Genomic DNA, 19,365 nt, shown 5'->3' with positions numbered 1-19,365 from the left:
GTGCCTTGTCTCTCCGGGCGGCAATGTTACCGTTTCAGGGCAGCCCCTCCTGGTGGGCGAACCAGCTTTCGAGTATCAACACCGCCGCGATGCCGTCGACACCGTCGTCGCGATAGCTCTTGTCACGATCGCGCAGGTGTCCCGCCTCGCGGGCGATGGCCTTGGCTTCCCGGGTGGAGCCACGCTCGTCGACCATCTCGCAGGGCTTGCCGTAGCGGCCGTAGAGCCGCTTGCCGAACTTGCGCGCACGCAAGCTCATCGCCGACTCGGTGCCGTCCATGTTGAGCGGCAACCCCACCACGAACAGGTCCGGCCGCCACTCCTCCACCAGGCGCGTGACCCGGTTCCAGTCGGGAATGCCATCCCGTGCCGACAGCGGGTCGAGGGGGCGGGCACTGGCGATCATCTCGTTGCCCACCGCCACGCCGATGCGCCGGGTACCGAAGTCGAAGGCCAGGATCAGGCGCTTGCCGGACATTATGAATGCCCGGCTTCCCGCGTCATCAGATTGAGGTCCACGCCGAGGATACCGGCGGCGGCCGTCAGGCGCTGCTCCGGCGGCACCTCGAAGAGGATGTCGGCGCGCCCTTCCACGGTCAGCCAGGCGTTGTCGAGCAGCTCGGCCTCGAGCTGCCCCGCCTCCCAGCCGGCACAGCCCAGGCAGACCAGGAACTCCTTCGGCCCGCGACCGGCCGCCAGCGCCAGCAGGATATCCATGGAGGTGGTCAGGGCGATATCGCTGTCCACCTGAATACTGGAGTCCCAGCCTTCGCTCGAGCCGCGATGCAGGATGAAGCCGCGATCCTTGTGCGTCGGTCCGCCATAGTAGACCGGTGCATTGCGGTGTGGGCTCTCTTCCGCCTCCAGCTCCAGCTGCTCGAACAGGGCATCCAGGCTGATATCCAGCGGCCGATTGACGATAACACCCATGGTGCCGTTCTCGTCGTGATCGCACAGGTAACTGAGAGAGCCGGCAAAATTCGGATCTTCCAGATGTGGCATCGCCATCAGAAAATGGTGTTTCAAGCCTAAGCTTTGCGCAGATTGCATGTGACTCCCGGACGGCAGGCCCAGCTCGTGACAGGACCCTACCGCACGCCGAAATGATTGCCTTGTCCGAACCGCCAGACCCGGGTAATGGAGAGGCTGTCGAGCTCTCCCATGCCGCTGTCGAAGGGCCGGTAGGGGCCCGCGCCATGGACGGTATCCAGTGCCGCCTGGTCGAGTTCGGTATGTCCTGACGATTGTACCACCTCCGCCTGACGGAGCTGACCATCTCGTCCAATCACCACGCGGATGCGCAGCTGTCCGTCCAGATGGCGAGGGGCCGGGTGGACCCGGTTGCCGTAGTCCTCGACCCGCCGCGTCCAGTCGTCGATATAGCGGGCCTCGGCGGCCTGCTGGGCCGCCGGCCGCTGCGAATCGGCGGCGGGACCCTCCACGCTGGGCGCCAGCCCCTGCTCGCGAATGCTGCTGGTGGCCTGGGCCAGCAGGTCTCGCCCCGATGCCGATGGGGCCGCCGCGGCCGGGGCGGATGGCGATTCACTCGCCTGGGGCGCGCTTTCGCGGGGTTCGGGAACGGCGCTCTCATCACGGGCCACTTCTGCCGATGGCGGCGCCTCCTCAGCGGGGGCCGGCTCCGTCTCGCTTTGCGCTGCACGCTCCGGCTCCGCCGTGGTGGCCGGGTCAACCGCGCTCTCCGGCGCCTCCAGCACGGGCATCTCCTCCATGGCCGCCGCCCGCGACTCGGCGGGAGCCTCTTCGGAAGGCTCCCCGGCAGCCTGCTGATCGGCCTCGGCCATGGCGTCCGCCTCCACCGGTATCTCGGCGGGCTGTGTCACCAGCACCACATCCAGGCTCGAGCGCTCCGCCGGGGCCGGCGCAAACCGGAAGCTGGCCACCACACCGATCAGGGCCAGATGCAGCAGCAGCGCAACCGAGAGCGCCAGCCAGCGGCGATAGGAGCGCGTGACCGGAGCATAGCGGATGGGATCGCTGATGGTGACCGCCATGGTATTCGCAGGCTCTCCTCGTACTGGATGTGTGGCTATATTGGGTTACCGCTCCAGGCGTCGCTCGATGGCATCCATCAACAGCCCGGCGATATCGGTACCGCGCTGGTCATCGATCTCGCGCACGCAGGTGGGGCTCGTCACGTTGATCTCGGTGATGTAGTCGCCGATCACGTCGAGGCCAACGAACATCAGCCCCCGCTCGCGAATCATCGGCTGCACCTGCTCGATCAACCAATAGTCGCGCGCGGTCAGCTCACGGGTGACGCCGGTGCCCCCGGCGGCCAGGTTGCCGCGGGTCTCGCCGGCCATGGGCACCCGGGCCAGGCCATAGGGCACCGGCTCACCGTCGATCAACAGGATGCGGGTATCGCCATCCCTGATCTCGGGAATGTAGCGCTGGGCCATGATCTGTCGCTGGCCTCTCTCGGTGAGCGTCTCGATGATCGCCCCCAGGTTTCGCCCTTCCGGCTGCACGTGGAAGATGCCGCTGCCGCCCATGCCGTCCAGCGGCTTGAAGATCACGTCGCCGTGCTCGGCATGGAAGTCACGCAGCACCGGCTCGCTGCAGGAGACCAGGGTCGGCGTACAGCACTGCGGAAACTCCTGGGCGAAGAGCTTCTCGTTGCAGGCGAGCAGCGCCACCGTAGGGTTGACCACCAAGACGCCCTCGCGTTCTGCGAAGCCCAGCAGGTGCACCGCATTGAGAAAGTGGCTGTCCACCGGCGGATCCTTGCGCATCAGGATCACGTCGAGCTCGGCGAGCGGGGTGGGTTCCGGTGCGCCCAGGGCATACCACCGCTCGGGGTCGCGAAAGGCGGTCAGGTCGCGCATCCGCGCATGGGCGCGGCCATCCTTCAGGAATAGATCCTCCTGCTCCATGTAGTACAGCGACCAGCCGCGCTCCTGGGCGGCCCACAGCATGGCCAGTGTCGTGTCCTTCTTGTAGGTGAGGTCGGCGATGGCATCCATCACCACCCCTACCCTGAGGGCACGTTCGCTTGTCGGCTTGCTACTCGGCTTGCTCATCGGCTCCGGGCTTCCACGAATGGATTGGTGTGGGCGAAGTATGCCGCAGGCTCGAGGGCAACACCAAGGTGGACCCGATGCGTTGCGCTTGACTTCATCAATCACTGTCACTAGATTTAGTTTCAGTTGAAACTATTATAGCGCGCCGCCAAGAGACCCACGCCATGATCGATATCCAGCAGATTCATCACGTCGCCTATCGTTGCCGCGATGCCAAGGAGACCGTCGAGTGGTACCAGGACAAGCTCAACATGGACTTCCTGGTCGCCATCGCCGAGGACCGGGTGCCCTCCACCAAGGAGCCCGACCCCTACATGCACCTGTTCCTCGATGCGGGCAACGGCAATATCCTGGCCTTCTTCGAGATCCCCAATTCACCGCCCATGGGCCGCGACCCCAATACCCCGGAGTGGGTCCAGCACATCGCCTTCCGCGTGGCCGATGAGGCCGCCCTGCTGGCGGCCAAGGAGGAGCTGGAGAGCAAGGGCGTGAAGGTGCTGGGCCCCACCGAGCACGGCATCATCCGCTCGATCTACTTCTTCGATCCCAACGGGCATCGCCTGGAGCTGACCTATGAGAAGGGCACCCCGGCACAGATGAAGCAGCTTCGGGAAGTGGCCCCGGCCATGGTCGAGGAGTGGTCCAGGACCAAGCGTGCGCCGAAGCACGCCGCCTGGCTGCATGAGGAGGAGTTCAAGGCGCTCGACTGAGCGCCCCTTCGAGGCAGACCGGCTCTGGCGATCCGTGGGGTCAGGCTGGGTCGCTCGTTGCCCCGGGCACCAGGCGAATACCGCTCGCCTCGATGACGATCAGTCGGCGCTTGTAAAGCCGCCCGATGGCCTGCTTGAAGGCATTCTTACTCACCCCCAGCCGGGCCTTGATCACGTGGGCCGGGCTGGCATCGGAGAGCGGCAGGTAGCCGCCGCTTTCCCGCAGCGCCTTGAGTACCTGCTCCCCCACCACATCGAGCCGGGCCGGCCCCGGCGGCAACAGCGAAAGGTCGAGGCGACCATCCTCGCGCAGCCGCTTGACGAAGCCGGGCACCCGCTGGCCCCGGCGCAGCGGCCGGGTCACGTCATCCTGGTAGAGCAGGCCCCAGAAGCGATGGTCGACCACCGTCTTGTAACCAAGGTCGGTGCGGTCGGCGATGACCAGCACGACCTCATCACCCGCGGCGTAGCCAGTGGCCTCGTCCTGAACGAAGCGGTCAAGCTTCTGGGAGGCCACCGGCCGGCCCTGCTGATCCTCATAGATAATCACCAGTACCCGCTTGCCGGGCGTGGGCCGGAAGCGCTGCTCACCGTAGGGCAGCAGCAGGTCCCTCGGATGCCCCCAGTCGAGGAAGGCACCGGTCTCGTTGACCGTCACCACCTCGAGGTAGGCCACCTCCCCCACCGCTGCCTTCGGGGCACGAGGCCGACTCTCACGGCCGGAGGGTTGAGGCGGGCGGGACGCTGTGGGCCGACCGTTACGACGATCGTGAAAGGAGGAGGACATGGCGAGGGTTCCGCAGGAGTGTGCGGGCATTATGGCAAAAAAAGGCGGCGCCGGGTTGCCCGGGCCGCCAATAGAGAACTCTCCTGCTTCAGGCCTCGCGCTTGCCATCAACCAGCCGCGATACGCCCCAGGGGTTGCCGTTCTTGAGCGGCTCCGGCAGCAGGCCCTCCGGCAGCGCCTGGTAGCACACCGGGCGCAGGAAGCGGAAGATCGCCGCGCTGCCCACCGAGGTGGTGCGGGAGTCCGAGGTCGCCGGGTAGGGGCCGCCGTGGACCATGGCATGGCACACCTCCACGCCAGTGGGCCAGCCGTTGGCCAGGATCCGCCCCGCCTTGCGCTCGAGAATGGGCAGCAGCCCCCTGGCCACGGCGAGATCGCCGTCGCCCATCTGCAGGGTGGCGGTGAGCTGGCCTTCGAGCTCGCCGGCCACGCGCTGCATTTCCTGCGCGTCCTGGCACTCGATCACCAGCGAAGTGGCGCCAAACACCTCCTCCTGCAGCTCGGGATCAACGAGGAAGTCGGCCGCCGAAGTGACGAACAGCCCCGCCTGGCAGGGGTGGGCCGACTCGCCGGCCTGCCCGCGGGCCACTTCCCTGACCTTGCTGTTGCCGGAAAGCCGGCCCACGCCCTGCTGATAGGCATCGTGGATGCCCGGGGTGAGCATGGTCTGGGCGGCGCTTGCCTTCACGGCATCGCCGGCGGCTTCGACGAAGGCATCGAGCTCGGCCCCCTTCTCCGCGATCACCAGGCCGGGGTTGGTGCAGAACTGCCCGGCGCCCATGTTCATCGAGGCGACGAAGCCTTCGGCGATCTTGTCGCCGCGCGCCTTCAAGGCCTCGGGCAGCAGGAACACCGGGTTGATCGAGCTCATCTCGGCGTAGACCGGGATCGGCTGCGGGCGACTTTGTGCCGTCTTCATCAGCGCGGTGCCACCGCTACGGGAGCCGGTGAAGCCCACCGCCTGGATGCGCGGATCGCTGACCAGCGCCTGGCCGATCTCCCGGCCTGAGCCGAACAGCAGCGAGAAGACGCCCTCGGGCAGGCCACTCTTTTTGACAGCGTTCTGCACCGCACGACCCACCAGCTCCGAGGTGCCGGGGTGGGCGGAGTGGCCCTTGACGATCACCGGGCAGCCGGCGGCCAGCGCCGAGGCGGTATCGCCACCGGCTACGCTGAAAGCCAGCGGGAAGTTGCTGGCGCCGAACACGGCAACGGGGCCCAGCGGAATGTGGCGCTGGCGCAGGTCGGCGCGAGGCATCGGCTCACGATCCGGCAGGGCCGGGTCGAGGCGCACGTCGAGCCACTCGCCGGCGCGCACCACGCTGGCGAACAGGCGCAGCTGGCCGCAGGTGCGTCCACGCTCGCCTTCCAGGCGCGCCCGGGGCAGGCCGGACTCGGCCATGGCGCGCTCGATCAGCTCGTCGCCGATGGCCTCGATCTCGGCGGCGATGGTTTCCAGGAACGTGCCGCGCTGCTCGAGGGTGGTCTCACGATAGGCGCCGAAGGCCGCCTCGGCCAGTTCGCAGGCGCGCTCGACCTCGGCCTTGCTGCCGCCACCGAAGGTGGGTTCAAGCGTCTCGCCGGTGGCGGGATTGACGGCATGGATGGTCGTGGAACTGCCGCTGACGGCTTCCTGGCCGATCAGCATCTTGCCTTGCAGGGTCATAAACGAACTCCTTGTGCTGCTCTCAGGGACCTGTCCAGGCATGACGCGGCTAGCGGTCACTGGGTGCGATATTTGGCATACATGTTTCTGGCGCGGTTAAGGTGCTGAAACATGGTTTCCCGGGCCGCCTCGGCATCCCGCATCAGGATGGCTTCGAGAATATAGGTGTGTTCCTGCCGCACCCGCTCGAGATAGCGCTCCGATGTCACAGGATTGATCTCGATGCTGAGTAGCTTGGCACGGGGAATCACGCTCTGGCTCAGTTGCTCGTAGAACTGCGCGAAGAACGGATTCTGTGTAGCCTTGGCAATTGCCAAGTGAAAATCGAAGTCCTCCACGCGTGCCTGTGACTTTTCTTCTTGAGCCTTGATGAAGGCATCATGCCGTGCCTTCAGGATCCGGCGATCCGCCTCGCTGTGGCGCAGTGCCGCCAGTTCAGCCGCAGAGGGCTCCAGGGTCAGGCGCAGCTCGAGTACATGGAGAATATCTTCCACGGTGGTGGGATTGATTTGCTTGGCCGGCCTGGCTTCGATGGTCGTGGAGCGCAGTACCGTGGTGCCGACGCCACGGCGTGTCTCGACCAGACCGAGCGACTTGAGGTGGGTGATGGCTTCACGAATCACCGTGCGGCTGACGCCGAACGCCTCACAGAGACCGTTCTCGGTCGGCAGCTTCTCCCCTACGGGGATGCCACCGTTGACGATCAGCGCTTCCAACTGGTCGGCAACATGCAGGGACAGGCTGCCTTCGCGTGAAAGCTTCTGAATATTCAGCTGTTTTATGCCAGCTGCAACAGCGGGTTTACCTGTCATATCGCCTTCCATCCATCGGGAAACTGGTTCTATCGGGTCAGTGGATTCGTGCTCATGCATATCCATCCGACATCGCGAGGCTCTGTCCGAAAACTGGCTGCGCTCGCTGCCTTTTCCGGCAATGCCTAGGCATCATCGGGATGGCCGGATGTGGCGAACGGGCCGCCCTGAAAGATGACCGCCGGATCCTCGGGGTCGAGCCCCGCATCGAGTTCCTCCATCTCGGCGCGCCATGGCTCCGAGCTGTCCTTGGGCACCCAGCCCAGAAAAGCGGCCTTGCTGTTGTCCCACCATCGCTCGGCATTGTTCGAAAAACCGTAGACCACGGTGTGGGCCAAACGCGGCGTGACGATGGCGCGTTGAACCAGGCTGACGAAATCCTCGGCGCTGAGCCAGATGGCCATCTTGCGCGTATCGGTCGGCTTGGGGTGGCACCAACCAATGCGAACACTCAGGGTCTCGATGCCAAACTTGTCATGATACAGGCTGGCCAAATTTTCACCGAAGCACTTGGTCACACCGTACAGTGAATCGGGACGATGCGGCACATCGGCATCGATCCGGCGCGTACGCTCGTAGTAGCCGGTCACATGGTTCGAGCTGGCGAAAACGATGCGCGGCTTACCCGTCTGGCGAGCCGCTTCGTACAGGTTATAGGTGCCGATGATATTGGCCTGGAGCAGGCTGTCCCACGGCTTCTCCAAGGAGACGCCCCCCAGGTGCACGATGGCATCGCAGCCATCGACCAGGCCGCTGACGGCACCGGCATCGGAGAGATCGCACTGTACGAGCTCTTCGTGGCTGGCCGCTTCGCCCAGATCGGCGATATCGGAAAGCCTTACCTTGTGGGCCAGCTTCGACAAGTGCGGTCGAATGATTCGCCCCATGCCACCGCCGGCACCCGTTACCAATAGACGGTCGATCATACGTTTCCTCCTTCCAGGCAGATAAAGAGATCAGAAGCCGTAGAGCACGGCGGGGTTGTCGACCAGAATCCGCTGCCGGTCATCCGCGCTGGTCCATTCGAGCAGCACGTCGAGCTGTTCGGCGTCATCCGGATACCCTTCCCTTGGCACACCGACGTGAGGCCAGTTGCTGCCCCAGATCACCCGCTCCGGGGCATGGGCGATGACCCGGCGGGCGATCGCTTCCACGTCCTCGTAGCATGGCCCGCCGGTCACGCTCGTCTCGTAGCCGCCACAGATCTTGAACCAGGCATTGCCGCGATCGAGCAGCCTCAGGATCTCGTCGACACGGCGATCATCAGCCGGTACCGGGGGCATGAACTTGCCAATATGATCGATGATGTAATCGACCTCGAGGCGCTGCAGGCCCTCAACATAGTCGTCCAGGTGACGACCGTTGAACTGGACCATCAGGTGCCAACCAAGCGGCCGAATGAGACGTTCCACCTCGGGCATTTCCGCATGGGTCACGGCACCGCAGGGCAGATTCATTATCCTCGCCCCTCGCACCCCTTTTTCATGCCACTCGCGCAGGCGCTTGCCAGGCGTCCCCGGCGCCACGGCCGCTACGCCGCGGGCGGATGCCGTGCCCAACTGGGTCAACGCCTCGATGAGTGCGCCATTGTCGCGCTGATAGGCGTTCGACTGGGTGACCACCACCCGCTCCAACCCCAGGCGCTGCTGCACCTGGCGGTAATCCGCTATCGTCGCCAGCTCGGCAATAGCCGGCCCGCCAGGCTGCGCCGCGTAGCCGGGAAGATAGAGGTGCATATGGCAATCGGTAGCCCCCGGCGGTGTCTCTAGCCGTGGCGGCGGCCCGCTCAGCGGCCGGGTATTGGCAGGTATCGCGGTCACGTCGTCATGCCTCCTTGAGCGCAAAGCGCTTGAGTGCCTCGCGATTGATGTCGATGCCAAGGCCAGGGCCGTCGGGAATGGTCACAACGCCAGCGACATGTTCGATGGGTGACTGCACCACCGCCTGCCGAAACGGATTCTCGGTGCGGTCGAACTCGAGAATCGGCTCGATCGGGTCACGTCGTGGTGGATTAGGGAGTAGCGCGGCCATGAACTGCAGGCTGGCCGCGAGACACACCGCCGTGCCCCAGACGTGCGGCACCAGGCGCACGCCATGCAGCGCCGCCATGTCGGCCACCCGGCGGATCTCGGTGAAGCCGCCAACGCCGCAGATATCGGGCTGGAGGATATCCACGGCCCGGGTCGCGAGCGGTTCGTGCATGGCGTAGCGGCCGTGCCAGGTCTCGCCGCCAGCCACTGGGATCGGCTGATCGGCACGCACGGCGCGGTAGGCCGAGACGTGCTCGGGCAGCACCGGCTCCTCGAACCAGTCGATGCCGAACTTCGCCGCGCGCCGGCCCACTTCGACCGCTTCCAGGTAGTCGTAGCCGTGGTTGGCGTCGATCATCAGGCGCAGGTCGGGGCCGATCGCCTCCCGCACCGCCTCGATCACACGCAGGTCCTCCTCCACATCGAAGCCGATCTTGATCTTCACGGCATGGAAGCCTTCCCGGCGATAGCCCGCCACCTCACGGGCGATGTCCTCTACCCGGTCGACCCCCTCGCGCCGGAAAGAGCCGGTGGCATAGGCACGCACGCTGTCGCGAAAGCGCCCCCCCAGCAGGGTCGAAACCGGCACGCCGAAGCGCTTGCCCTTGATGTCCCACAGGGCAATATCGATGCCGCTCAGGGCGGTGACGGTCAGGCCCCGCTGGCCCTGGTCACGCAGCCGGTTGTAGAGATCCAGCCAGATCTTCTCCGTCTGCAGCGGGTCCTGACCGACCAGGGCGGCGGCATAGGCCTTCACCACGGCAGCGTTGGGCTGGGCCGGCCCCAGGCACTCGCCCCAGCCGGTGGTGCCGTCGTCGCATACGACCTCGACCAGACAGTGCTGACGCCGCGAGAAGTGCATGGATGCGCTCTCGAAGGTGGCATCGAGTACATGGTCGAGAATATGGGTATATACGGCTGCTACCTTCATCAGGTCGGGTCCTGTCGGTACGTAGTGATCGAGTGAGGCACTGTTCTGTTATCTAGCGGAAGAAGTGGGGCAGCGTCAGCGACACCGCCGGCACGTAAGTCACCAGCATCAGGGCGACGAACAGCGCCAGATAGAAAGGCCAGATGGTGCGCACGGCCTGTTCGATCTTGATCTTGCCGATCACGCAGCCGACGAACAGGCAGGCTCCCACCGGCGGCGTGCACAGGCCCAGCCCCAGGTTCATCATCATGATGATGCCGAACTGGATCGGGTCCATGCCGAACTGCATGGCCACCGGCAGGAAGATCGGCGTGCAGATCAGGATCAGAGCGGCCATGTCCATCAGCATGCCAAGCCCCAGCAACAGCAGGTTCAGCATGAGGAAGATGACGATGGGCTTGTCCGAGATCCCCATCAGCACCTCGGTCAGCAACAGCGGCACGTTGTACAGGGCCAGCAGGTAGGAAAAGGCCGCGGCGCAGCCAACCAGGATCATGACCAGCGCCGTCGTCTTTACCGATTGCACCACCGCGGCCTGGAACGACGCCCAGCTCAGCTCGCGATAGACCAGCGAGGTGACGACGATGGCATAGATGGCCCCGAAGGCGCCGGATTCGGTCACGGTGAGAATGCCCGACAGCACGCCCCCGACGATGATCACCGCCGTCATTAGCCCCGGCAGGGCTGCGGCCAGGCTAATGACCAGCACGTCCCACCCCGGGAAGGTCTCGCCACGGTAGCCGCGTCGCACCGCGACCACATAGGCCGCCACCGCGAGCGTGAGGCACATCAGGATGCCCGGCACGATGCCGGCGATGAACAGCTGGGTGACCGAGATACCGCCCCCGGCTGCCACGGCGTAGAGGATCATGTTATGGCTCGGCGGTATCACCACCCCGGCTACCGACGACGTCACCGTGACATTGACGGCGTAGTCGGCGTCGTAGCCCTTCTCCTTCATAACGGGAATCAACAGCGAGCCCAGCGCCGAGGTATCGGCAACGGCGGAACCGGAAATGCCGCCGAACAGCATGGACGAGCTGACGTTGACGATCCCCAGACCGCCGCGCATCCTTCCCACCGCAGCCGACGCCAGTCTCACCAGTCGCGTGGAGATTCCGCCGTGCAGCATCAGCTCCCCGGCAAAGATGAAGAACGGTATGGCCAGCAGAGAGAAGACGGAAATGCCCGACAGGATCCGTTGGAAGGCGACGAATAGCGGCAGGCCTTCGTAGATAAAGGTAACGACCGCGGCCAGCCCTACAGCAAACGCGACAGGCGCACCTACCAGCAGGCCCAGGAAGAAAACACCAAAAAGAATGGCAAGGCCCATGTCAGCTATCCTCGGCACGGTCGCGATGAAAGAGACGCGATACGATATTGGCGGTGGCGAACAGCACCAGCAGGCCGCCACAGATCACCAGCGGCGCCGCACGCCAGCTTTCGGAAAGCCTGATCAGCGGTATTGCGCGCTCGAGATTGCTCATGACCAGGCCCCAGCCCTGGTACGCCATGAAGCCACCAAAGAGCACGATGAAGAGATCCGAGACATAGCGACAGATCGTTCTGAAAGGCTCGGGCATGCTTTCACGAACGAAGTCGATACTCAGGTGCGTATTGCCCCTGACGCCTGCCGCCGCACCCAGGCACGTGATGTAGACCACGAGAAGCAGGGATGCCTGTTCCACCCAGGTTGGCGTGTTGTTGAGTACATAACGCCCGAATACCAACCAGCCGAAGATGGCGATCAGAAAGACAAGCAGCACGCCAGCTGTCGCCAGACACAGGTTGGCGATGCCATCGAGCACTCGGCTAACCAGCTTGTGAAATCGTGGAAAATACACGGCGGCCCCTGGATCAGCGTAGATACTCATAGCGTACATCTCCTACCTCCCGGTGACGCCGGTCACCGGGGGGAGTTCTGACGTTGGAGATCAGTTCGAGGACCGAATGGCTTCGACGAGACTTTCGAGCTCAGGATTGGACTGGATGAAGCCCGCATAAACAGGGTCCATCTTTTCCTGGAAGGCCGACTTGTCTTCCACTTCATTGATCTGGACACCAGCGTCCACGACCTTCTGATGGCTCTCCCGCGACCCTTCGACCCAGAGCTCGCGCTGCATTGCAGATGCCTTGATGGCCTCTTCGCGTACGATTTCCTGATCTTCTGGCGAGAGCGCCTCCCAGCTGGACTTGGCGATGCAGAGGCATTCAGGGATGATCAGATGTTCAGTCAACGAGTAGTACTCAGCGACCTCATAGTGGTTGCTGGACTCGAACGAGGGATAGTTGTTTTCCGCACCATCCAGCACCCCAGTTGCCAATGATTGATACACTTCGCCATAGGCCATTGGGGTTGCATTGCCACCCAGCGCTTCGATCATATCAACGTAAATATCGTTGTTCATGACACGAATCTTCAGGCCGCGAACATCATCAGGCGTATTGATTGGACGTTCGGTGTTATAAAGACTGCGAGCACCGGAATCGAACCAGGACAGCGCGATCAGGTTCCTTTCCGCCAGGGCATCGGCGAACTGCTGGCCGATCTCGCCATCCATGATCTCATGCATATGTTCGATGCTGCTGAAAATGAATGGCAGGGAGAGAACATTGGTTTCCTTGACGATGGGTCCCATGGGCCCCATGTTGAAATTGGCAAAATCCAGCGCGCCGCTGCGCGTCTGTTCGATGGCATCGGGTTGGTCGCCAAGCACGCCATTGTTGTAAACCTGAACCTTGAGGCGCTCTTCTGTTCTTTCGGTCACGCCCTCGGCGAAGGCTTCCAGAGCAACGGTATTCGGATAGCCCGGCGGGTGGATGTTCCATCCACGCCAATTGTTTGCCTGTGCCGGAAGCGCCATGGCTACCATGGCAACGGATACGGCAACAGCACTCCACGTCTTGCTTGTTGTTTTCATGACGCACTTCCTTCATTTATTGACGTTATAGTTTTTGAGCGATTCCCACCAGGGCCTCCAGCTGGTTTCGCTCTTCCATCGTGGGCATCACCAGCGGTGCCCTGACACTCCCGGCCGGTCGGCCGATAATGTCTGCGCCGGCCTTGATCAGGCTGACGGCATATCCCGCCTTTCGATCTCGCAGATCGACGAAGGGGATGAAGAAATCGTTGGTAATCTGTTTTACGACCTCGCGGTTTCCCTTGCGCAGCTCCTTGTAAAACGTGACGGCCATGTCCGGCACGAAGTTGAAGACAGCCGAGGAGTAGGTGTTGACGCCAATAGAGAGATAAGCCTCGGCAAAGATTTCCGCCGTCGGTACGCCGCCGACATAGACAAGCCGGTCACCCACGGTCTTGACGATCTTGTTGAGCGCCTGGATATCCCCCTTGCCATCTTTCAGGCCGACCAGGTTTGGGCAACTTTCGGCAAGCTGGCTTACCGAAGCAACATCGAGAATACCGTTGGCACGGTTGTAATAGATGACACTGAGCGAGGTCGAATCACAGATTCGTCGAGCATACTCAACAAGCCCGTCCTGGGGGCATTCGGTCAGGTATGGCGGCATCAGCAGGATACCATCTGCACCCGCCTCCTCGGCGGCCTTGGCGTAGGCCTTGCCGCTCTCCACGCTAAGGCCTGCGCTGGCGATTACTGGCAGCTTGCCATCGACCGTCTCCACCGCTACCCGAACCACCTCGCGGTACTCTTCCAGTGAGAGGTTGAAGAACTCGCCGGTACCTCCTGCCACGAAAATGGCCGAAATTTCATGGCTCACAAACCACTCAAGGCGTCGACGATAGCTAGCCGCATCGAATTCGCCCTCGCTGTCGAAATCGGTAATGGGGAAGGACAGCAACCCATCGCCTACGGCTTCCATTACGGCTGCTCTAGAAAACTTCACGGATACATCCTCTTGGTTACAGCCCATCGCTGGTCCCGCGCTCAGCCATAACGAGCCCTGCGACATCGGGCAAGGAGCGGCTGACCACACTAATGTCATACATCATACAACGTACAAGTTAATAAGGCCGGAACACTCACGCAAGCACCAATATCTGCATATAGACTAAAGATGTAGAGGTGATGGCCGGGCAAGGAAGAGCGGCACGACCCTCATGACCTGTTTTTCGCTACCTTGTACATCGAGTAAGCAGTCCATAGTAAAAGCAGCACAGTCATGGCAATAAATGCTGCACTCACCGGACGCTCCAGGAACACCATCATATCGCCACGGTTAAGCAGCATTGTTCTTCGAAAATTTTCCTCAATCATCGGACCTAAAATATAGCCCAACAAGAGTGGTGCCGGCTCGAACCCCAAAAGAAGCAGTATAACGCCGGCTATGCCAAAAAAAGCGACCATCATTATATCCATAGAAGAATAGTTGATACTATAAACACCGATGGCGATAAAAAGAATAATTGATGGATAAAGAACAGGATAAGGCACTTTCAAGATCCTAACCCAAAGACCTATCAAGGGAATATTCAAAACGAGAAGCAACACATTACCGATCAGAAAGCTTACCACCAGCCCCCAGAAGAGATCAGGGTTATCGGAAATAACATTGGGCCCTGGGGTAATACCATGGATCAGCAATGCTCCTAGCATGAGCGCCATGACAGCATCCCCCGGTATACCTAGTGTCAGCGTAGGTATAAAAGCTGACTGCGCCGAAGCATTATTAGCGCTTTCCGGTGCTGTAATTCCCTCAATTGCACCCTTGCCAAATTTTGATGGTGTCCTCGAGATTTTTTTCTCTACTGCATAGGCGAGAAAAGAGGCTATTGATGTGCCAGTACCAGGTAAAATCCCCACTCCGGTGCCAATGCTCGTTCCCCTCAGCATAGGAAACAAACTCTCTTTTACATCCCTTCGAGTAGGCAGTAATGATCGAAAAGTTATTTTCTTTGATGACACAGCATTATTGACCTTGCCAACATTGGCAATCACCTCAGTAACGCCAAAAATCCCCATTGCAATAGCAACAATATTGATACCATCATAAAGAAAGGTCATCCCGAAAGTATAACGCTGAATACCCGTACTGACATCGGTACCCACCATACCGAATATAAGACCAAAAAGGACCGCAGCGATACCTTTGACCGGCGACCCCTGAACGAGAATAGCGGCAGCCACTAAACCGAGGAGCATCATTGAAAAATAATCAGCTGAATTGAAGGCTACGGCAAAATTTGCTAGGGGGGGTGCAAAGGCGGCAAGTACGATGACAGTGATGAAGCTGCCGACGAATGAAGCTACTGTGGTCATTAGCAGCGCTACGCCTGCCCGACCTTCCTTTGCCATGGGGTAGCCATCCAGGCACACAACTGCAGACGAAGGCGTTCCGGGCAAATTAAGCAAGATTGCAGCCGTCGAGCCTCCATACTGAGCGCCATAATATATCCCGGCGAGCATTACCAATGCGGTAGTCGCTGGCACATAAAAAGTCAATGGCAATAGCATGGAAATTGCGGCGAGGTGGCCTACGCCGGGAATTACACCAATAAACATGCCGATGGTAACACCGACGGCACAGTAAATGAGGTTTTCCAATGTAAATGCGACTGAAATACCCAGGGCGAGATTATCAAGGAGCTCCATCAAAAACTCCATGGAAATAAGCGCAAAGGCATACCCAAGCCCAAGCTAAAGATAAGATAAACCAAGACACATAGCGCCAGTGACAACGCCAGCGTAGATAATAGGCGACTCCTTGCTTCACTGAGACGGCTTATAACTACCAGAAATATAGTGGCGACAAACACACCAAGCCTGTCCATGAGTAACGAGAACACCAGAATACCCAGGATAATAAAGAATAAAGCGCGGACATTGATACGTGGAAAATTTCCCGTAGTTTTTCTGGAGAAAACCATGATGATCACACCGCAGGCAGCCAGCATAAGGCCCAGCACTGTCGGCATGAAACCTGGACCCATCCTTTGCAAGCTGCCCAAAGCATACTCTTGGCTTTTCCATAACACTAAGACTGACATGACAAGGCAGGCAAAGCCGGCAAGAAAATCTCTGTTAGCTTGTAGTCTCATTGTGGCTCGCCCTTCGTAACGTCTGCTTCGAGCTCCTGCCCACATCGGGCAGGAGACTGCATCGTATTGTATAACTATATACTTATCTATTGGCCGATTCCTGCTTCTTGTATAAAGCTAGAAAGCTCCTCTTTTTGCTCTGCCAGCCAAACCCTCAAATCTTCTGGGGAATCTGAGGGTCTTGCCTGCCCCCCCTGCTGAGCAATTTTTTCTTGCATGTCAGGGGTGCTGAGAATTGCAACTAGTTCACGATGCAGGCGCTCCACGATGGCATCAGGGCTTCCCGTGGTGACCAGAATGCCTTGATAAGTGCCGTCCAACTCCCCGGGCAAATTCATTTCACGAAAAGTAGGAATTTCGGGCAACTCTTCTAAACGCGATTCGCCAGTCACCGCAAGTGGAGTTATTTGATCATTCAATGCGAAAGGCAACGTGGCTGTAGTGCCGTTAAGGAGCATGTCACTCTCCTCCGACACCACCGCGCGTGTCGCATCCGAACCACCCCTATAGGCAATAATATTCCAATCGATATCAAAGTGGTTTGCCAGACGCTCGGTCGTAATGTGATTGTTAGAACCGATACCAGAAGTTGCTACTGAAATAGACCCTGGATTATCCAGGGAGTATTCCACGAGTGCATCAAAACTTTCATAGGGAAGCCCTTTCGCAGTTGCAAGCACATAGGGCGAATATGAAACCATAGTTACTGGAGAAAGATCACTCTCAATATCATATGATACATTCTCCATGATGCTGGGCGCAGTAAGCAACGAGGTAAGATCCGACAACAACAAAGTGTGACCATTCGGTTGCGCCTTGGCGACGAAATCGGCACCGATATTTCCCCCGGCTCCTGCCTTATTTTCGACGATAACCGGCTGTCCAATGGCATCCGAAAGCTCTGGGGCTATGTGTCGTGCTAAAATGTCTGAGGTACCACCTGGTGCGAATGGAACGACCAGCCTGACGGGCCCCTGAAATTCTTGAGCCATGCCAGTAATCGGCGCCGTTAACGCGATGATGGCGATGGCAATACCGGTGAGCGTGCTTGAAGAGTTTATCATTGTATTTCTCCTGATAGTAAATGGTTAGCAGGCAGATTTATAGTTTTTCATTAACAAATAACCCTTTCACGGTTTTTTATTAACTTACCACTCTTACATAATAGGGAAAGACAACAGACCATCGCCTTTGGCTTCTACCACGGCTCAGGAGAAATTCACGGATTTTTCCTCATGGTTATTTCCAAGTCGTCATAGCCAAGTTGAACAGCCTGGCTTGAGAGGAAGGGCTGTCGGCTTCGCTTAATGTCATACATCATACAAGTGACAACTTAGCGACCGATCATTCCCCATGCAAGGCCTGAAAGCGCGCTATAGACCAAAGTTTAATCGAGAAGCGCTAGGCCCATCTCACCGTAGTGAATACTCATCGCGATGAGAGACACGATTGGAAAGTGGAGGCGAATTAGCCCAGGTCCCCGAAGCGATACTGCAGCAGGGAGAGTGCCACCACCGGGGCGGTTTCGGTACGCAGGATACGCGGGCCGAGGGAGAGGAGTGAAAAGTCGGCAGCCTGGGCGGCGTCGACTTCAATACTGGAGAGGCCGCCTTCCGGGCCAATCAGCAGCGCCACGCTGGCCGGAGTGGTTTCCCGTGCCAGGGCACGGTCGGTGGCGGGATGAAGCACCAGACGCAGGGCTTCGTCGCGCTCGTCGAGCCAGTCGGCCAGCGGCATGGGGGAGTGAACTGGCGGTACGGTGGCGCGGCCGCACTGCTCGCAGGCGCTGACGGCCACCGCCTGCCAATGGGCGAGCTTTTTCGCTTCGCGCTCCTCCTTGAGGCGCACGTCGCCATGCTCCGTATACAGCGGCGTGATCGCCGCCACACCCAGCTCGACGGCCTTCTGGATCGCGTAGTCCATGCGGTCGCCCTTGGATATCGCCTGGCCCAGGTGAACACCGAGCGGCGACTCGCCGGTGCCCGCCTCGACGGCATCGATACGCGCTACTACCCGCTTGCGGCCCGACTCGATGAGCACGGCGCTGGCTTCCCGGCCGTGGCCGTCGAAGAGCCGCACAGGGGCGCCTTCGCCCATGCGCAGTACCCGCGCCACGTGCCGTGCCGGCCCTTCGGGAAGAACGACGTCGCCGCCGACGGTGAAGTCGGCGGCGACGTGGATACGCGGGGCGCGAGCCAAGGGCTTGGCCTCGGTCTTCATTGGCAGTGCTTCCCCCAATCTTACTGGGTGGTCTGCTCGCCCTGCTGCTGGGCCTGTTCGGCCTCGCGCTTCTTCTTCTGGGCGTAAATCGCCTCGAAGTTGACCGGCGCCAGCATCAGGGGTGGGAAACCGCCGCGGTTGACCAGGTTGTCGACGCATTCGCGGGCGTAGGGGAACAGCACGTTGGGGCAGAAGGCACCCAGCGTGTGTTCGAGCTGCGCGCCCTCGATGCCGCTGATACGGAACAGGCCGGCCTGTTCGATCTCGGCCAGGAAGGAGGTAGTGCCCTCCTCGCTGTGCTTGACCTGGGCCGTGACCTTGATCACCACCTCGAACAGGTCATCACCCACCTTGCGGCTGGAGGTGTTGAGATCCAGGCTGACCTTGGGCTTGAACGGCTGCTGAAAAACGGCCGGTGAGTTCGGCGCCTCGAAGGAGATATCCTTGACGTAGATGCGCTGGACGGCGAACTGCAGCTGCTGCTTGTTCTGGTCGGCGGCCTGGCTGCCACCGGCGGCGTTGGCGTTCTGGCTATTCTCTTCGGCCATGTAAAAATATCCTTTGCGTCTTGTGTTTGACTATTTTTTGACCACCGGCAAACCGTCGGCCTGCCACTGCATCATGCCACCCTTGAGCTTGAGTACCCGGGGGAGGCCTGCCTTGGTCAGCTTGGCAACCGTGATGCCCGCTGACTGGCCGTTCTTGCAGACGACGATGATCGGCTTGTCCTTGGCTTTTTCCAGCTCCCGCATGTTGTCGTCGATACGACTCTGGGGGATGTTGCGCGCACCGGCAATGTGCCCGGCCTTGAAATCCCCGGCTTCGCGGGTATCAACGACCACGGCATCCTCGCGGTTGATCAGCTGAGTTGCCTGACCGGAAGTTACACCACTGGCGGCACTGTTGCGGACCTCGTAGGCGATCCAGGCAGTCAGCACCAACAGGAAGGCACCCACCAGGAGCGGGTGATTCTGCACGAATTCGAACAGCTGATCGATCATGGGTCCGGAACACTCTTCTCGATACACGTTTAGGGCAATCTGGAGGCGGACAGTATACACCAAGCCATGGCCCCTGGCGGCATGCCCAGCGCTTTACCTGATATGACGCTCGACCATGCCGTGCGTTATGATGCCGCAAGCCGAATCAAGT

General features: G+C 60.6%; 21 protein-coding genes. 1 reads left to right on the top strand and 20 read right to left on the bottom strand.

What is annotated here, in order from left to right; all coding sequences use genetic code 11:
* Positions 1–34: 34 nt before the first annotated feature.
* Genes ruvX through gshB form a run of 4 tightly spaced genes read right to left on the bottom strand, consistent with a single transcriptional unit; the run spans position 35 to position 3,041 of the window.
* Complete coding sequence (gene ruvX, locus KZO25_RS14390; protein WP_223137488.1) at positions 35–478, bottom strand: Holliday junction resolvase RuvX; 444 nt, start codon at positions 476–478, stop codon at positions 35–37.
* Positions 478–1,050: a YqgE/AlgH family protein gene (locus KZO25_RS14385; RefSeq protein WP_066445876.1), complete on the bottom strand. Its 573-nt coding sequence runs from the start codon at positions 1,048–1,050 to the stop codon at positions 478–480. The genes ruvX and KZO25_RS14385 overlap by 1 nt, the downstream gene beginning before the upstream one ends.
* A 38-nt stretch (positions 1,051–1,088) precedes the next feature.
* Positions 1,089–2,012 carry an energy transducer TonB gene (locus KZO25_RS14380; protein ID WP_223137487.1) on the bottom strand — a complete coding sequence of 308 codons (924 nt, stop codon included), beginning with the start codon at positions 2,010–2,012 and terminating at the stop codon, positions 1,089–1,091.
* A 45-nt stretch (positions 2,013–2,057) separates the two neighbouring features.
* Entirely contained in the window at positions 2,058–3,041 is a 984-nt protein-coding gene (gene gshB, locus KZO25_RS14375) for a glutathione synthase (protein ID WP_223137486.1), read from the bottom strand.
* Between the two features lie 164 nt (positions 3,042–3,205).
* Here gshB and KZO25_RS14370 point away from each other — a divergent pair, with 164 nt between their 5' ends.
* Positions 3,206–3,751, top strand: coding sequence for a VOC family protein (locus tag KZO25_RS14370; RefSeq protein WP_223137485.1), 546 nt, complete (start codon positions 3,206–3,208; stop codon positions 3,749–3,751).
* A gap of 40 nt (positions 3,752–3,791) precedes the next feature.
* Here KZO25_RS14370 and KZO25_RS14365 read toward each other — a convergent pair whose 3' ends face one another.
* From KZO25_RS14365 to KZO25_RS14290, 16 genes are all read right to left on the bottom strand, one after another.
* The gene (locus tag KZO25_RS14365) at positions 3,792–4,538 is read right to left on the bottom strand and encodes a S1 RNA-binding domain-containing protein (protein WP_223137484.1); all 747 of its coding nucleotides are present in this window, start codon (positions 4,536–4,538) and stop codon (positions 3,792–3,794) included.
* 88 nt (positions 4,539–4,626) lie between these two features.
* Complete coding sequence (locus KZO25_RS14360) at positions 4,627–6,204, bottom strand: aldehyde dehydrogenase (NADP(+)) (protein ID WP_223137483.1); 1,578 nt, start codon at positions 6,202–6,204, stop codon at positions 4,627–4,629.
* Positions 6,205–6,260: 56 nt separating this feature from the next.
* Positions 6,261–7,016 carry a FadR/GntR family transcriptional regulator gene (locus tag KZO25_RS14355; protein WP_223137482.1) on the bottom strand — a complete coding sequence of 252 codons (756 nt, stop codon included), beginning with the start codon at positions 7,014–7,016 and terminating at the stop codon, positions 6,261–6,263.
* A gap of 125 nt (positions 7,017–7,141) precedes the next feature.
* On the bottom strand, positions 7,142–7,942 hold the full coding sequence (locus tag KZO25_RS14350) for an NAD-dependent epimerase/dehydratase family protein (RefSeq protein ID WP_223137481.1): 801 nt from the start codon (positions 7,940–7,942) through the stop codon (positions 7,142–7,144).
* A 30-nt stretch (positions 7,943–7,972) separates the two neighbouring features.
* The gene (locus KZO25_RS14345) at positions 7,973–8,836 is read right to left on the bottom strand and encodes an amidohydrolase family protein (protein ID WP_223137480.1); all 864 of its coding nucleotides are present in this window, start codon (positions 8,834–8,836) and stop codon (positions 7,973–7,975) included.
* Between the two features lie 4 nt (positions 8,837–8,840).
* Positions 8,841–9,977 (bottom strand): mandelate racemase/muconate lactonizing enzyme family protein, encoded by a 1,137-nt coding sequence (locus KZO25_RS14340; protein WP_223137479.1) that lies wholly within the window; start codon positions 9,975–9,977, stop codon positions 8,841–8,843.
* Positions 9,978–10,029: 52 nt separating this feature from the next.
* Entirely contained in the window at positions 10,030–11,310 is a 1,281-nt protein-coding gene (locus tag KZO25_RS14335; RefSeq protein ID WP_223137478.1) for a TRAP transporter large permease, read from the bottom strand.
* A 1-nt stretch (position 11,311) separates the two neighbouring features.
* On the bottom strand, positions 11,312–11,851 hold the full coding sequence (locus KZO25_RS14330; protein WP_223137477.1) for a TRAP transporter small permease: 540 nt from the start codon (positions 11,849–11,851) through the stop codon (positions 11,312–11,314).
* 60 nt (positions 11,852–11,911) lie between these two features.
* On the bottom strand, positions 11,912–12,898 hold the full coding sequence (locus KZO25_RS14325; protein WP_223137476.1) for a TRAP transporter substrate-binding protein: 987 nt from the start codon (positions 12,896–12,898) through the stop codon (positions 11,912–11,914).
* A 25-nt stretch (positions 12,899–12,923) separates the two neighbouring features.
* The gene (kdgD, locus tag KZO25_RS14320) at positions 12,924–13,817 is read right to left on the bottom strand and encodes a 5-dehydro-4-deoxyglucarate dehydratase (protein WP_262489032.1); all 894 of its coding nucleotides are present in this window, start codon (positions 13,815–13,817) and stop codon (positions 12,924–12,926) included.
* Between the two features lie 236 nt (positions 13,818–14,053).
* Complete coding sequence (locus KZO25_RS14315) at positions 14,054–15,547, bottom strand: tripartite tricarboxylate transporter permease (protein WP_223137475.1); 1,494 nt, start codon at positions 15,545–15,547, stop codon at positions 14,054–14,056.
* Positions 15,547–15,993 (bottom strand): tripartite tricarboxylate transporter TctB family protein, encoded by a 447-nt coding sequence (locus KZO25_RS14310; RefSeq protein ID WP_223137474.1) that lies wholly within the window; start codon positions 15,991–15,993, stop codon positions 15,547–15,549. Before KZO25_RS14310 ends, KZO25_RS14315 begins: the two co-directional genes overlap by 1 nt.
* Before the next feature lie 86 nt (positions 15,994–16,079).
* The gene (locus tag KZO25_RS14305) at positions 16,080–17,057 is read right to left on the bottom strand and encodes a Bug family tripartite tricarboxylate transporter substrate binding protein (protein WP_223137473.1); all 978 of its coding nucleotides are present in this window, start codon (positions 17,055–17,057) and stop codon (positions 16,080–16,082) included.
* Between the two features lie 403 nt (positions 17,058–17,460).
* The gene (locus tag KZO25_RS14300) at positions 17,461–18,213 is read right to left on the bottom strand and encodes a 16S rRNA (uracil(1498)-N(3))-methyltransferase (RefSeq protein WP_223137472.1); all 753 of its coding nucleotides are present in this window, start codon (positions 18,211–18,213) and stop codon (positions 17,461–17,463) included.
* A gap of 20 nt (positions 18,214–18,233) precedes the next feature.
* On the bottom strand, positions 18,234–18,761 hold the full coding sequence (gene secB, locus KZO25_RS14295) for a protein-export chaperone SecB (RefSeq protein ID WP_043516760.1): 528 nt from the start codon (positions 18,759–18,761) through the stop codon (positions 18,234–18,236).
* 30 nt (positions 18,762–18,791) lie between these two features.
* Positions 18,792–19,214, bottom strand: coding sequence for a rhodanese-like domain-containing protein (locus tag KZO25_RS14290; protein ID WP_043511766.1), 423 nt, complete (start codon positions 19,212–19,214; stop codon positions 18,792–18,794).
* Positions 19,215–19,365 lie beyond the last annotated feature (151 nt).

The organism is Halomonas sp. ANAO-440 (assembly GCF_019915905.1).
Taxonomy (GTDB): Bacteria; Pseudomonadota; Gammaproteobacteria; order Pseudomonadales; family Halomonadaceae; genus Halomonas; species Halomonas chromatireducens.
Note: the sequence above shows the minus strand (reverse complement) of the source record. Positions and strands in the feature narration are given on the sequence as shown.